Genomic DNA, 14,762 nt, shown 5'->3' with positions numbered 1-14,762 from the left:
TTAAAAAATGATGCGATTTAATAAGACTTATTACTTATATACGCAAAATGGTTTAGACCTTAGAGAAATAATCTCCAGGTCTAAACCTATATTTTGAACTATGGTAAGCTTACTTAAGCTCAACTTCAGCTCCAGCCTCTTCTAATTGAGTTTTAAGAGCTTCTGCTTCGTCTTTAGCTACTCCTTCTTTTACTGCTTTAGGAGCACCATCTACTAATTCTTTAGCATCTTTAAGACCTAATCCTGTTAAATCTTTTACAAGTTTTACAACAGCTAATTTAGATCCACCTGCAGCTTTAAGGATAACATCAAATTCTGTTTTCTCCTCAGCAGCTTCTCCACCACCAGCAGCTCCTCCAGCTACAGCTACAGCAGCAGCAGCAGGCTCGATACCATATTCTTCTTTTAATATATCAGCTAATTCATTAACTTCTTTTACTGTTAAGTTAACTAATTGTTCTGCGAATTCTTTTAAATCTGCCATTTTCTATCGTTTTAAATAATAATTTTAATTTGAAATATAATTTGTTAAAAGTGCGTACACATTATGATTATCCTTCTTTCTCGGATAATGTTTTAAGGATACCAGCTATTTTTCCTCCTCCTGACTTCAACGCAGATACTACGTTCTTAGCAGGTGACTGTAGTAAGCCAATAATATCTCCGATAACTTCTTCTTTAGACTTAATGTTAACTAAGGTCTCTAAGCTTTCGTCACCTACAAATATTGCTTCTTCTACAAAGGCTCCTTTTAATAAAGGCTTTTCTGATTTCTTACGAAATTCTTTAATTACCTTGGCTGGTGCATTCCCAGTTTCTGAGAACATAATTGAAGTATTACCTTTTAATACATTTGGTAATTCTCCGAAATCCTTATCTGAATTCTCCATAGCTTTTGCTAATAGAGTATTCTTTACCACTGCTAGTGATACATTTGCTTTAAAACAAGCTCTACGTAAGTTTGAAGTTGTTCCTGCATCAAGACCTGATATATCAGCTAAATAGATGTTAGAATTATCAGCTAACTGAGCAGTTAAGTCTTCAATAACTTGTGATTTTTCTTCTCTAGTCATAATCGTTTATCTTAATTACCCAGCAAAGTTTTTAGAATCTACTTCTACTCCAGGACTCATTGTAGAAGACATATATATAGACTTAATATATACTCCTTTTGCTGCCTGAGGCTTTAACTTTACTAATGTTGTTAATAATTCCTTAGCATTTCCAGCTAATTTATTCGAATCAAAAGATGCTTTTCCGATAGAAGCGTGAACGATTCCTGTTTTATCAACTTTAAAATCGATCTTACCAGCTTTTACGTCAGAAACAGCTTTTGCTACATCCATTGTTACTGTTCCAGTCTTTGGGTTAGGCATCAATCCTCTAGGTCCTAAGATTCTTCCTAAAGGTCCTAATTTACCCATAACACTAGGCATTGTGATAATTACATCAACATCAGTCCATCCTCCTTTGATCTTATCTAAGTACTCATCAAGCCCTACAAAGTCAGCTCCTGCCTCTTTTGCTTCAGCTTCTTTATCAGGAGTAACTAATGCTAATACTTTAACATCCTTACCTGTTCCATGTGGTAATGTTACTACCCCACGTACCATTTGATTCGCTTTACGTGGATCAACGTTCAAACGAACAGCTAGATCTACAGAAGCATCAAAATTTACATTTGTTATTTCTTTTACTAAAGAAGAAGCTTCCTCTAACGTGTAAGCTTTATTCTTATCAACCTTAGCACGTGCTTCTTTTTGTTTTTTAGTTACTTTAGCCATTTTATAAACGTTTAATGATTAAAATGGTGCGTCACCTTTAACAGTTACACCCATAGAGCGAGCTGTTCCGGCAATCATTTTCATTGCAGACTCTATAGTAAATGCATTAAGATCCTGCATTTTATCTTCTGCAATCGCACGAACTTGATCCCAAGTAACACTAGCTACTTTTTTACGATTAGGCTCTCCTGAACCTTTTTTCTGTTTAGCTGCTTCCAATATTTGAACAGCTGCTGGTGGAGTCTTTATAACAAAGTCAAACGACTTATCCTTATAAACACTAATAACCACTGGCAATACTTTTCCAGCTTTATCCTGTGTTCTACCATTGAATTGCTTACAGAATTCCATGATATTTACTCCGGCAGCACCTAAAGCAGGTCCAACAGGAGGAGAAGGATTAGCAGCACCTCCACGAACTTGTAGTTTTACTACCTTACTTAATTCTTTAGCCATTTCTCTAATTTTAAATTAGAATTGTCCTACAGTTTTGGAAGCGTTAAGAACAATTCAGGATATATAATGTAACAATTATTATACTTTTTCTACTTGCATATAGCTTAGTTCTAATGGTGTTTTTCTTCCAAAAATCTTAACCATTACTTCTAGCTTACGCTTTTCTTCATTTACTTTTTCTACTGTCCCATTAAATCCATTGAATGGTCCATCGATCACCTTCACCGTCTCTCCTACAGTATATGGTATAGCAACGTTATCTGTTTTTACAGCTAACTCATCTACTTTACCTAGCATTCTATTTATTTCTGATTTCCTTAAAGGAACAGGATCTCCTCCTTTTACTTCTCCTAGAAAACCAATAACTCCATTTATTGATTTTATAATATGCGGAATTTCCCCAGATAAATTTGCTTCTATCATTACATAACCAGGAAAATAAACTCTTTCTTTATTTATTTTCTTCCCGTTACGTATCTGAACAACTTTTTCTGTAGGAACTAATATCTTAGAAATATAATCTTCTAATCCCATATGAGCGATTTCACGCTCTATATAATCTTTTACCTTATTCTCCTGACCACTAACTGCTCGAACAACGTACCACTTCTTTGTATTATCTACCTCGGCCATGCTATAAATTTAAGATTTAACTAAAGAAAAATAATACTCTATAACGTTACTAAATACAGTATCAACACCCCAAATAGCTAAAGAGAATAACACTGAAAAAACAATCACTACTACAGTTAATCTTTGTGCTTCTGCCCAAGGAGTCCATGTAACATGATTTCTTAATTCGTTATACGATTCTGTAATGTAATTTGAAAATCCAGCCATCTTATTTTATCTTTTGAACGGATTAAGAAAGTCTCTTTTTAGTTTCTAACTAAAAAATTAATTCTTATCTCATTATAAAATTCTTAGTTAAAAAACAGAAGTAGTACAAGACTACTTTCTATTTATTTTTTATGTTGCACGGGTTGCGAGACTCGAACTCACGACACCTGGTTTTGGAGACCAGTGCTCTACCAACTGAGCTAAACCCGTATTTAGATAAAGTAAGGTATCTTAATAAAGACACCTCACTTTTATATCTTTATTCTAATTAGTCTAGAATCTCAGTTACCTGACCAGCTCCTACTGTTCTACCTCCTTCACGGATAGCGAAACGTAGTCCAACATTCATTGCGATTGGCTGAATAAGCTCAACAGTGATTGTTAAGTTATCTCCAGGCATTACCATCTCTACTCCATCAGGAAGAGAAATATTTCCTGTTACGTCAGTTGTACGTACATAGAACTGTGGACGGTAGTTATTGTGGAATGGAGTGTGACGTCCACCTTCTTCTTTCTTAAGGATATACACCTCAGCTTTGAAGTTTTTATGTGGAGTTACAGAACCAGGCTTAACGATTACCATACCTCTAGAGATTTCAGTTTTCTCGATACCTCTTAATAGGATTCCTACGTTATCTCCTGCTTCTCCTCTATCTAATATCTTACGGAACATTTCAACTCCAGTAATTGTAGAAGTTAATTTCTCTGCTCCCATTCCGATGATTTCTACTGCATCACCAGTGTTAGCAACTCCAGTCTCAATACGACCAGTAGCAACTGTTCCACGTCCAGTAATAGAGAATACATCTTCGATTGGCATTAAGAAATCCTTATCTACATCACGCTTTGGTAACTCAATCCATGTATCAACAGCTTCCATAAGAGCTAATACTGTATCAACCCATTTTTGCTCACCGTTAAGAGCTCCTAATGCAGATCCAGAAACAACAGGTCCATTATCTCCATCATACTCGTAGAAAGAAAGAAGATCTCTTACTTCCATCTCAACAAGCTCTAATAATTCCTCATCATCAACCATATCCACTTTGTTAAGGAATACAACGATTCTAGGAATACCTACCTGACGTCCTAAAAGGATGTGCTCACGTGTTTGAGGCATAGGTCCATCAGTAGCAGCAACTACTAAGATCGCACCATCCATCTGCGCAGCACCAGTTACCATGTTCTTTACGTAATCCGCGTGACCTGGACAGTCAACGTGTGCATAGTGACGGTTAGCCGTTTGATACTCTACATGAGAAGTATTAATAGTGATCCCTCTTTCTTTTTCTTCAGGAGCATTATCGATAGTATCAAAATCTCTTGCTTCAGAAAGTCCAGCCTCTGCTAATACTTTTGTAATTGCAGCAGTTAACGTTGTTTTCCCGTGATCTACGTGTCCAATAGTACCAATATTTAAGTGCGGTTTGGAACGATCAAAAGTTTCCTTTGCCATAATTAATTTATTTAATCTTAGTTATATATTAGTGTTCATTTTATGCTTCTGAACTAAGAGCCAATGACGAGATTTGAACTCGTGACCTCTTCCTTACCAAGGAAACGCTCTACCCCTGAGCTACACCGGCTTTTTAAAAAGTACGATGACAAACCCGAGCACTTTCATTTTTATTTCGAAAGAAATCCGATTCGTCATTTTCTTTATATTAAAAAACCAACCTTAAAAACTCATTAAGATTAGTTCTGCGCTTTAGAGCGGGAGACCGGGTTCGAACCGGCGACATTCAGCTTGGAAGGCTGACGCTCTACCAACTGAGCTACTCCCGCATTATTTTCTTAGACAATCTAAACTTTTAAAAAGTTTTGCAAAGATAATCCTTATTATTTTACTGCCAAAAAAAACAAGCCAATAAATTACTAAAGACTTGTATTTTTCTTTTTGTGGGGAGAGCAGGATTCGAACCTGCGAAGGTAAAAACCAACAGATTTACAGTCTGTCCTCGTTGGCCGCTTGAGTATCTCCCCAATGGTATTTTATATCATAATTATTCTAAGAACTTGAGCCGATAGAGGGACTCGAACCCACGACCTGCTGATTACAAATCAGCTGCTCTAGCCAGCTGAGCTATATCGGCTTTTGCCTTCCTTTTAACTTGTAAAAGGCTGCGTTATCTCTAACGCGGTGCAAATGTAAGAAAACATTTTAATTCTCAAAAACTTTTTCTGAAAAAAAATTCGCTAAGCATGCGCTTTTAATTTTTCCTTTCTTTTCCTCAATTGACGCTCTAAAGAACTAACACACTCATCCACACCTTCTTCAAACGTCCTATTGATCTTTTTAACCATAAATTCATCCCCTGGAACACTCAATAAAATTTCTGTAAATTTATTTTCTTTCCCACTTGTATTTTGAACTCTCAAGAACACATCGGCATAAATTATACGATTAAAATGCACTTCTAACTTATCCAATTTACCCTGAATAAAATCAACTAATTTCTTATCTACATTAAAATTTACGGACTGCAAGTTTACTTTCATAACTAAAAGGTTTAATAAATTGAACAAAAAATAACTTAAAATGCGCGATAATGATTCCTCAATCACGAATCACTTTTTATTCCGAGGATGGGACTTTTTATACACTTTTGACAATTCAGCCACGCTATGATGTGTATAAACCTGTGTAGCCGCTAAACTGGAATGCCCAAGTAATTCTTTTACCGCATTTAAATTTGCTCCTTCATTGAGCAAATGAGTTGCAAAGGAATGCCTTAGAATATGCGGACTCTTTTTTAACTTTGAAGAAGCCTTACTAAAATAGCCATTTATTACTCGATACACAAGCATTTCATAAATTTTAATTCCCTTTTCAGTCAAGAACAACGCCTTTTCATCTTTCCCCTCTAACAATTCATTTCTCACCTCCAAATACATGTTTAGTGTTTTCAAAACCGAGGTTAAAAGCGGCACGAATCGCTCCTTCCCTCTTTTCCCCAACACCTTAAGTAATTTTCGCCCCCTATCCACATCTGATAAGCTCAAATTAACCAATTCAATTCTTCTTATTCCTGTAGAATAAAAAAGCTCTACAATCAAACGATCCCGCACACTGACAAAATCACCAGCATCCGCCAACACCCCCAGCACATCTTCCACTTCTTTTTCAGAAAAAGGAACCTGAAGCTTCTTTGACACCTTCAAAGCCTTATGTTTCGCCAGAGGATTCTTATCAACCACCCCTGTTTTCAACAAAAACTTATAATATGATCGCAAGGAAGAAATCTTTCTATTCACCGTTCTATTGGTCAGTCCGGTTTCCACCAAAAAAACAATCCAGGATCTAATTTGCGCATAGTGAACCGATACCACATCCCCTCCTTCTTCTTTTTTTAAAAACTCAGAAAAAGCCAACACATCTTTCTCATAAGCCAACACAGTGTGAGACGAATATTTTTTTTCTAACTGTAAGTAGCCAATAAATTCATTTAAAAACATAAAAAAACCGTTATAAAACAAAAGTATAAACTTTTGCCATAACGGTTTTATTTATTTTGAGACGGTTTTCTTATCAAACAGAAAACCTTAACGAATCACTTCTTAGATCTCTTCCTGATCTCTTAAGCCCTGAATATATTGAGCTTTTTGAATTTGCGCTCTGCGCAATACAGAAGGTTTTGTAAATTGCTGACGTTTACGTAGCTGACGCATAGTACCTGTTCGGTCAAATTTACGCTTGAAACGTTTTAAAGCTCTATCTATATTTTCTCCGTCTTTAACTGGTATAATTAACATAATGCACCTCCTTTCTTTAAAAATTTTAGGTTGCAAAGATAACAGAAAAGTATTACCTACAAAGTTTTCTGCTCTTTTTATTCTAAAAAGATTTCAATCCTCTTTACCTTCCCTGCTATGTAGCTGGTTTATATTCTTTCTTATCTATAATAATTTTTGCAATAATCTCTTTGAGAATCTCTGATGTTCCTCCTCCAATAGGACCAAGTCTACTATCTCTCATCAATCGCGCCAATGGGTAATCCTCCATATATCCATAGCCTCCTAACATTTGCAAACACTTATAAGCAACCTCATCAGCAATCTTAGTGGAAAGCAATTTAGACATCGTTGCCTCCTTTACCACATATTCTCCTTTATCCAACCTTCTTGCTACTGAATAATTAAACTCCTTACTCATTTCTATTTCACTTGCCATTTCCGCTATAGAATGCCTCAATGCCTGAAACTTGTCCAGTGTCTTTCCAAAAGCTTCTCTTTCTGACATATATTGAATCGTATATTCTACTGCATATTCGGATCTAGCATGAGCATTAATCCCCATTATCAATCGCTCTAGTGAAAAATGCTGCATAATATAAGAAAAGCCTTTGTTTTCTTCTCCCATCAAATTTTCCTTAGGTATGCGCACTCCATCAAAAGCAATCTCTCCGGTATCGGAAGCTCTCCACCCTAATTTATCTAATTTTACAGAGGACACCCCTGGAGTATCTCTATCTATAACAAAAATACTAATCCCTTTATTTCCCAATTCCGGAGATGTTTTTGCCGCAACCACCAAATAGTCACTATACACTCCATTGGTAATAAATGTTTTTGATCCGTTTATCACATAATGATCTCCATCCTTAACTGCAGTAGTTCTCATTCCAGCAACATCAGACCCTCCAAAAGGCTCTGTCACACATAAGCACCCTATTTTATCTCCTGTTATACTAGGAGACAAATATTCTTCTTTTATTCGCTGGTCTCCTTCTTTGTTAATATGGGTCATCGCCAAATATGCATGTGCCCATATTGCCGCCGCAAAACCTCCAGAATTAATTTTTTGTAATTCTTCTAAAAGTATTACTGTATAAAAAAGATCTAAATCCAAGCCTCCAAACTCCTCAGGGTAAGCAATTCCGAAATACCCCATATCTCCAAATTTTTTCCAGATAAAACGATCGATCGTCCCTGTTTCCTCCCATTTTTCTATATGAGGAACCACCTCTTTCTTTAAAAAGTCTTGAAGACTCTTTCTAAAAAGTTCATGCTCTTCAGTAAAATACATTTTACTCATATGATAACTTACCTTTATTTTTCACAACTATTCTAAACTTTATATAAAAAAAGACCAGAAACTACATAAACATTAAAAAACAACCATTTTAAAGGCTATTTTTTAACTATTACTTAATATACACTATTGTTTTTTGAATAATCCCTAATCTGCATACAAATATAATGCTATTCTATTAATTTTAAAGCGATCAAACCCTTCAATTCCTCTTAATTCACCTAATTCTGAAATAGATTTATTTTCTTCTATAAATTCTCTTATCTGAATTGCTGTTTCAAAATCAAAATAAGGAACGGTTAACAACTCTTCTACCGTAGCTTTATTGACATTAATTTTCTGTACTGTCTTTTTTTGTTTTACAGTATACAGTTTCAGGATATTTTCTCGTTGCCATTTATACAATCCATATACCTCTTCCAATTGCTCATCTGCTAAAAAACCTTGCAACTTATCCCTGTACTTAATAATTCTTTCAGCGATAAAATCAGGTATCTTACACGTCCCTATTAATTCTTCCGCAGATACAGAATTCAGATCTTTCTTTATTCTATGTGTACTAACTGTACGGAGGTTTCTTGATTTAACACTCCATTCCGGAAACAAAAACAAAGGAGTCATCGCATTTAACAACGAATCAGAAACCTGTGTTACTTTTTGAAAATCTTTAGCAGAAGTAATCCACAAACCTTTTTTGCGATATGCGTGCAAACGATCCAACTCTTCTACCGACATTCCAAGAATATATCCTTTATAATCAGAAATAAAATTAGGATTAAAAGATACCTTCTTTCTTTCCTGTCGTTTTATTTCTTCTTCTAATTTTAGAGAATCAATTTCTTTTTGATAGTTCTCTAGCTCTGTCAAATGATATTCTTTTTCTTCTACTGGATAAAAAAAGAAAGCGAGACCTCCTAAAAACAATATTACTAATAAAAGGAAAATCCCATTTCGAAAACGCTCATGCATTTCGAAATGGGATTTTATATTTTTCATTTCAGAAAAAAGTTTTTCTACGATTTGGCGGCTTTTATTGCATCAAAATATCGCACCAATTGTTTTTTAACTACCGGAAACAAAAAGAACAACCCAACCATATTAGGGAACACCATGGCAAATATCATTGCATCAGAAAATGCCCAGATAGACCCCATACTAGCAGCTGCTCCAATAATCACAAAGGTCAAAAATAATATCTTATACGTTAAATCCGCTGCTTTTCCTCTTCCAAACAAAAACTTCCATGATTGTAATCCATAATACGACCATGAGATCATTGTAGAAACAGCAAACAACACTACTGCTATTGTTAAGAACACATTAGAATATGGTATATATTGAGCAAAAGCTTTAGAAGTAATACCTGCTCCTTGAACCACATCACCATCAATCATTACTGCTCCACTTCCATCAGCACTAACATCTACTCCATATTCAAAAGCCCCTCCAAAATTAAAGATAATAATTACCAAAGCGGTCATCGTACAGATCACTACAGTATCAATGAATGGTTCCAGTAAAGCTACCAAACCTTCACTAGCAGAATACTTAGTTTTCACTGCAGAATGCGCTATCGACGCAGAACCTGCACCTGCCTCATTCGAAAAAGCAGCTCTTTTAAATCCTACTAATAAAACCCCTATAATACTTCCTACTCCAGCAGCTTTAGGAGTAAATGCTTCTGTTATGATCAACCCTATAGCATCATCTACTAAAGAGAAGTTCCCAAAAATTATATACAAACAAGCCAAAATATACATAACAGCCATAAAAGGAACAACCTTCTCTGTCACTGATGCAATACGCTTAATTCCTCCTATAATAATAATACCTACCAACACTGCCAGAATAACTCCTATCCAAAAGCCAGCTCCAGTATTATCTAATTCCAAAAGCTCTTTTAACACTACAGTTGCCTGATTAGACTGCGCAGCATTTCCGCCTCCAAAGGATCCTCCAATACAAAAAACAGCAAAAAGCGCCGCAACTACTTTTCCTAACGTCGCAAATCCTCTTTCTTTTAATCCTTTACTTAAATAATACATCGGTCCTCCATAGACTGTTCCATCTTCTCCCACATCGCGATACTGAACTCCCAACGTACATTCTACAAATTTGGTAGACATCCCTAATAATCCACAAACAATCATCCAAAAGGTTGCTCCGGGACCTCCCAAAGCAATTGCCAAAGCTACCCCTGCAATATTACCATTACCAACTGTTCCTGAAACCGCGGTTGCCAATGCCTGAAAATGCGATACTTCTCCTTCTTTTGACTCATCTCTGATTGTATCTGGAATATCTCCATCCACCGCTGCTGATGGGTCTCCTACTCCATGCCCTTCTAGATCATCATACTTTCCTCTTACCACATTAATTGCTTTCCCAAAATATCGAATATTTGGAAATCCAAAATACAGTGTAAAAAACAAAGCACTAAATACTAATAGAATGATAACAAATGGAGCATCTTTAAAAACTTGAAAAAAAACGATGCCGGAAACAGCGTCTGAAAAAGGTTTAAATGCTTCGTCTATTTTCTGATCAAGCCCTTTTTCTGATGCTTCTTGCGCAAATGTCAGTAACGGTATAGTGAGTGCTAAAATTGAAAGAAGAAATCTCTTCATGATTTTATGAATTATAAATTTTATTGTTTAGTAAAGTGAGCAATATGCAAAAAAAAGCCTTTGTTTACAATTTTTTCACAATTAAATATATTGTAACCGCTAAATTCCGAACTCCTTATTTAGGAGGTTAATTTGCTCTGGTCTCCCTAAAACAACGACTTTACAACCAGGTCTTAAAACTGTATCTGCTTCCGGGTTTACTATGTATTCCCCTTCCGGAGATTTATACCCTATAATAGTACATCCGGTTCTTGCTCTCATATCTATAGTTCTGATCGTTCGTTTTTCCCCATCCGTAAACATATCTTCGAAAGTAATCTCTTCTATATTAATGAGTCCTTTTCCTACAATTGATAAATTATCTAAAAACTCGATTAAATCCGGCACAACGACCAATGATGCCATATGATCTCCTCCGATTCGATCCGGCATAATTACATTATCCGCTCCTGCTAATCGTATTTTCTTATAGGAAGCATCCTGAGAAGCCCTACTTATTATTTTTAGGCGTCTGTTGATCTGTCTTGCTGACAATACAATAAAGAGGTTATCTGCATCATCTGGCAAAGTACATATCAAGCAAGAAGCTCTCTTTATACCTGCATCAATCAGCACCTCATCTTCTGTTGCATTGCCTTCCATAAAAAAAAACTTATCATTCTGATGTTTATCAATGATATCTTTATCTTTTTCTATGATAACAAACTTCTTGTCGTAAGCTAATAATTTATCGGCAGCCTGCTTCCCGTTTCTTCCATATCCCACTATAATAATATGGTTTTCCAATTTTTCTATCATATTTTTTATCCTCTTATAATATAATCTTTCGGGATCATTTTTACTCACAATATATTCTGTAATTACGGAGACTGAATAGGCAAATACGACTGCATTAATCGCAATGAGGAAAATAGTAAATAATTTTGCCATCTCATTTAAAGGACCAACTTCTCCAAAACCAACTGTAGACAGTGTAATTACGGTCATATATAATGCATCTATCCAGGAATAGCCTGCAAACAGATGAAACCCCAATACACCAATTAACACTGATATAATTAAAAAAAACAGTGCTATATATATTTTAGATCTTAACCAGTTCAACATCATTAAAGATCAAATACCGAAGTTCTCTTGGTATACACCAAGTCTTTTAATTTTAACCAAAATGCCATTACCAGGTACAATACGAATCCCAGTCCTACCGTAGCAAACGTTATATAGATAAAAAACAATCGTACATTTTTAGCTCTGATACCAAGTCTGTCTGCTAACCTGGATGATACATAAAATCCATTCCTTTCCAAAAAGTGTCGTAAATCATAAATCATACTGCAAATTAATTATAATCTAATTAATTTTATTATCTATTGAGTAAATAATTCCCAACATCGCATTTCAGACATGCCTTCTTATCGCAATACTTATTCTTTAATTCGATCATTGCTTGAGAATGAATTGCATTCTTCATGGTTATTTTCATGGATTCGAATTGCCTGATTATAGCGTTTTTCTCTAGAGAAACCTCTGACATCAAATCAAATATATTTTTCTCTGCATCCACCCCCTGCATTGTATCAAACAAAAACTTTAAAGGAATTATCGTATTTATTACAATTAGATCAATAAACGATTTAGAGATTCTTTTTTCCACGTTTTTTGAGGATTCTTTAGAAAAAACGTAATGGTTATTCCAAAAATCACTTGCAGAAACAGAAAACAAGCCATACACTTCCTTAATATTTTTCACATGTATTAACCTATGGAATAATTTATTATTTTGATTGTACAAATTGGCTAATTGAGATAATCGTATTGTTGGAAAATTCCCCGGGCGTAATCTAAAAAAAAGTGGAGACAGCACTCCTGTAGTAGTTAACGAAAACTTTTTTTTCAGGAACTGATACTCTTTGTTTAGGTTTTTCTCATATTTCGAATCTGGATTTTCCGGAAGCATCTTAGCCTGACCAAAAAACAATGCTTCTAGTTGACAGAGAGATTCTTGACATTTTTTAAACACTGAAAAATCAAAAGACATCCCAATACTAAGAAATGCATCACTATTAATTCTCAATCCAAAACTCTTACAAATTAATAAAAACAACACTTGTTCCCAATCATTTTTTGTCTTTTGTAGCAGTCTATGAATTTCTACTGTTTTCCTTTCCAGCCTTTCTATAAATAATCGTTCCTGCCAATGGTACATTCTAAAATCAGAAACACTAGAAATTAGCCCTTCACAAATAATTGTTTTTCGTTTCATATTTTCGAAAAAGATCTGATACCTCGCCAACAAGGCTGGTTTAATAAAGTCTTTTAACTGTACAACAGGTATCTGGCTTTTATCCTTTCTATAAACAGGCATATCATTTTCCCAAACCACGTGAAGTATAACTTTATCATACGCCTCATTATCTTGATGCGCATGTGCATACCAATCACTGGCCTTTATATGAACTTCTACATTTCCTACCCATAGCTGATCTCCTATTTTTAGTTTGGCATTAAAAAAGTCAGGACCAGAAGTATTTTTATTGTGGATCCCTGATGAATAAATAGAAACCAGCTCCCCTGCTGATGTTTTCAGATTAAAAACATCAAACTTTTTATGATTCCATATATATTGAACAAAATGCTCTTCCACAAACACAACACATTAAAGAACAACAAGATAACTATAAAATATGGGTTATTAAGCTCTCTGGCATTTTTTCTTAAAAACGATCATTTTTCTGAAAAAAAGTTTGTTTTTCATTATTAAAAAAACTTATTAAGCTTAAAATTTTTATAAAAAAATGTTAATAATCAAACAGTTGGACTATTGGTAATATATTTTGTATTAATGGAAACGAATCTACGTCTTCTTTTAGTTATTTTGGTCATGAAGCAATTGGGAAAACGTCTTTCAAAATATATACTTAAAATTTTAAAACCCTAAACGAAGTTGAGTTTGTGTTAGGTTATAGATGGTTGTCATTTTTTGATGACCATCTTTATTTTATATCATATTTTCTCAATCAGGATAAATATTAAATCGATCAAAAAATGCTTTTCTAAACTTAGAAGAGTTAGAATAGTTCAAATTACTCATTACCTCTTTTACAGATAATTGTTTTGTAAAAATCATATTATACGACCTTTCTAACTTCTTATTATTAAAAAATTCTAAAGGGGTCTGGTTATGAATCTCTTTAAAAGTATTAAAAAAGCTTGTCCTGCTCATATATGCCATTGTAGCTAGCTGATCAACTCCGATAAAAGGTTCATTTAAGTTATTTTCCAAATAATCAGTTACTTTATAAATTCCGCCAATCTGAGAGCTATTAATACTAAATGGGTTTTCCTCTGTTGTCCACTTGAGTACATCTTTCCAAAATGTTTCTAATAGTAACACCGCTCTGGCCAGATAAAACAAGTAACTTTCCACCTTATCTTCAAAAGGTTCTACGATCTGATCAAATAACTTAGACTGCCTATAGGAAAGATAAAACTTATTAATGTGTTTATGGGATTGTTTTATATAATGATCTACTTTATCAACAAGAGCCTCATTTCCTTTCATCAAATACGATTTCGTAAATGATTTTTTTAAAACAATCATAGTAGACTTCACAACACCTCCTTTGGCTATAAATACCCGCTCTCCGGTTCTGGCATCTATACAGCGCATATTTCCTGGCGTATAACCATTAGAATACCTGCTGATAATCTCATCTGAGGTCACTTCATGATCTAAAGCATATTTTCTAAAATGTAAAATCAGGTCTCTTTCTTCAGCAGGTTTCCTTATATATTCAATATCAGCATTTGCTGTATAATTATTTATCAATAAAAAAACCTCTGGAGAAATTTTATAATACTGAAGATACCCATCCCCAATCTCAGGAGGAAAAAAAATTCTATCTGTAGTTCCTTTGGGGTCTAATTCTGAATGGAAATAGTCCCTTAAGCGATCTATATCAGAAAAATCAAACGTATATTTATACATAGGCAATGATTTTAATGATGCCCCACTATGTGTAT

Annotated in this window: 17 protein-coding genes and 5 tRNA genes; all 22 read right to left on the bottom strand. The window is 34.6% G+C overall.

The genetic code is table 11. From position 1 onward, the window contains the following. Positions 1-109: 109 nt before the first annotated feature. A complete protein-coding gene (gene rplL, locus HN014_RS12245; RefSeq protein WP_176029153.1) occupies positions 110-484 on the bottom strand; it encodes a 50S ribosomal protein L7/L12 in 375 nt (124 codons plus the stop codon). 67 nt (positions 485-551) lie between these two features. Further along, positions 552-1,073 carry a 50S ribosomal protein L10 gene (gene rplJ, locus HN014_RS12240; protein WP_176029152.1) on the bottom strand — a complete coding sequence of 174 codons (522 nt, stop codon included), beginning with the start codon at positions 1,071-1,073 and terminating at the stop codon, positions 552-554. Between the two features lie 15 nt (positions 1,074-1,088). Further along, positions 1,089-1,784 (bottom strand): 50S ribosomal protein L1, encoded by a 696-nt coding sequence (rplA, locus tag HN014_RS12235; RefSeq protein WP_176029151.1) that lies wholly within the window; start codon positions 1,782-1,784, stop codon positions 1,089-1,091. A gap of 18 nt (positions 1,785-1,802) precedes the next feature. Next, positions 1,803-2,240: a 50S ribosomal protein L11 gene (gene rplK, locus HN014_RS12230; RefSeq protein ID WP_176029150.1), complete on the bottom strand. Its 438-nt coding sequence runs from the start codon at positions 2,238-2,240 to the stop codon at positions 1,803-1,805. A gap of 78 nt (positions 2,241-2,318) precedes the next feature. Next, the gene (nusG, locus tag HN014_RS12225; protein ID WP_176029149.1) at positions 2,319-2,873 is read right to left on the bottom strand and encodes a transcription termination/antitermination protein NusG; all 555 of its coding nucleotides are present in this window, start codon (positions 2,871-2,873) and stop codon (positions 2,319-2,321) included. Positions 2,874-2,882: 9 nt separating this feature from the next. Further along, on the bottom strand, positions 2,883-3,080 hold the full coding sequence (gene secE / locus HN014_RS12220) for a preprotein translocase subunit SecE (protein ID WP_176029148.1): 198 nt from the start codon (positions 3,078-3,080) through the stop codon (positions 2,883-2,885). 137 nt (positions 3,081-3,217) lie between these two features. Next, positions 3,218-3,290, bottom strand: a tRNA-Trp gene (locus HN014_RS12215). Positions 3,291-3,348: 58 nt separating this feature from the next. After that, positions 3,349-4,536: an elongation factor Tu gene (tuf, locus tag HN014_RS12210; RefSeq protein ID WP_176029147.1), complete on the bottom strand. Its 1,188-nt coding sequence runs from the start codon at positions 4,534-4,536 to the stop codon at positions 3,349-3,351. Positions 4,537-4,594: 58 nt separating this feature from the next. Next, positions 4,595-4,666, bottom strand: a tRNA-Thr gene (locus tag HN014_RS12205). Positions 4,667-4,792: 126 nt separating this feature from the next. Next, positions 4,793-4,865: transfer RNA gene (locus tag HN014_RS12200), tRNA-Gly, on the bottom strand. A 115-nt stretch (positions 4,866-4,980) separates the two neighbouring features. Beyond that, a tRNA-Tyr gene (locus HN014_RS12195) sits at positions 4,981-5,063 on the bottom strand. 36 nt (positions 5,064-5,099) lie between these two features. Beyond that, positions 5,100-5,173 (bottom strand) — tRNA-Thr (locus HN014_RS12190). Between the two features lie 103 nt (positions 5,174-5,276). Beyond that, positions 5,277-5,579, bottom strand: a complete 303-nt coding sequence (gene raiA / locus HN014_RS12185) for a ribosome-associated translation inhibitor RaiA (RefSeq protein WP_176029146.1) — start codon at positions 5,577-5,579, stop codon at positions 5,277-5,279. A gap of 69 nt (positions 5,580-5,648) precedes the next feature. Next, on the bottom strand, positions 5,649-6,536 hold the full coding sequence (locus HN014_RS12180; protein WP_176029145.1) for a tyrosine-type recombinase/integrase: 888 nt from the start codon (positions 6,534-6,536) through the stop codon (positions 5,649-5,651). A gap of 102 nt (positions 6,537-6,638) precedes the next feature. Then, entirely contained in the window at positions 6,639-6,833 is a 195-nt protein-coding gene (gene rpsU, locus HN014_RS12175; protein ID WP_176029144.1) for a 30S ribosomal protein S21, read from the bottom strand. Positions 6,834-6,948: 115 nt separating this feature from the next. Next, positions 6,949-8,115 (bottom strand): acyl-CoA dehydrogenase family protein, encoded by a 1,167-nt coding sequence (locus HN014_RS12170; RefSeq protein ID WP_176029143.1) that lies wholly within the window; start codon positions 8,113-8,115, stop codon positions 6,949-6,951. Between the two features lie 144 nt (positions 8,116-8,259). Beyond that, positions 8,260-9,108 carry a helix-hairpin-helix domain-containing protein gene (locus tag HN014_RS12165; protein WP_176029142.1) on the bottom strand — a complete coding sequence of 283 codons (849 nt, stop codon included), beginning with the start codon at positions 9,106-9,108 and terminating at the stop codon, positions 8,260-8,262. Between the two features lie 17 nt (positions 9,109-9,125). Further along, the gene (locus HN014_RS12160) at positions 9,126-10,739 is read right to left on the bottom strand and encodes a sodium:alanine symporter family protein (protein ID WP_176029141.1); all 1,614 of its coding nucleotides are present in this window, start codon (positions 10,737-10,739) and stop codon (positions 9,126-9,128) included. A gap of 99 nt (positions 10,740-10,838) precedes the next feature. Beyond that, positions 10,839-11,789, bottom strand: a complete 951-nt coding sequence (locus tag HN014_RS12155) for a TrkA family potassium uptake protein (RefSeq protein ID WP_368660056.1) — start codon at positions 11,787-11,789, stop codon at positions 10,839-10,841. 59 nt (positions 11,790-11,848) lie between these two features. Beyond that, complete coding sequence (locus HN014_RS12150; RefSeq protein WP_176031100.1) at positions 11,849-12,079, bottom strand: PspC domain-containing protein; 231 nt, start codon at positions 12,077-12,079, stop codon at positions 11,849-11,851. 23 nt (positions 12,080-12,102) lie between these two features. Further along, positions 12,103-13,383: a DUF2851 family protein gene (locus HN014_RS12145; RefSeq protein WP_176029140.1), complete on the bottom strand. Its 1,281-nt coding sequence runs from the start codon at positions 13,381-13,383 to the stop codon at positions 12,103-12,105. Between the two features lie 369 nt (positions 13,384-13,752). After that, positions 13,753-14,727 carry an AraC family transcriptional regulator gene (locus tag HN014_RS12140; protein ID WP_176029139.1) on the bottom strand — a complete coding sequence of 325 codons (975 nt, stop codon included), beginning with the start codon at positions 14,725-14,727 and terminating at the stop codon, positions 13,753-13,755. Positions 14,728-14,762 lie beyond the last annotated feature (35 nt).

Source organism: Aquimarina sp. TRL1 (genome assembly GCF_013365535.1).
Classification (GTDB): Bacteria; Bacteroidota; Bacteroidia; order Flavobacteriales; family Flavobacteriaceae; genus Aquimarina; species Aquimarina hainanensis.
Note: the sequence above shows the minus strand (reverse complement) of the source record. Positions and strands in the feature narration are given on the sequence as shown.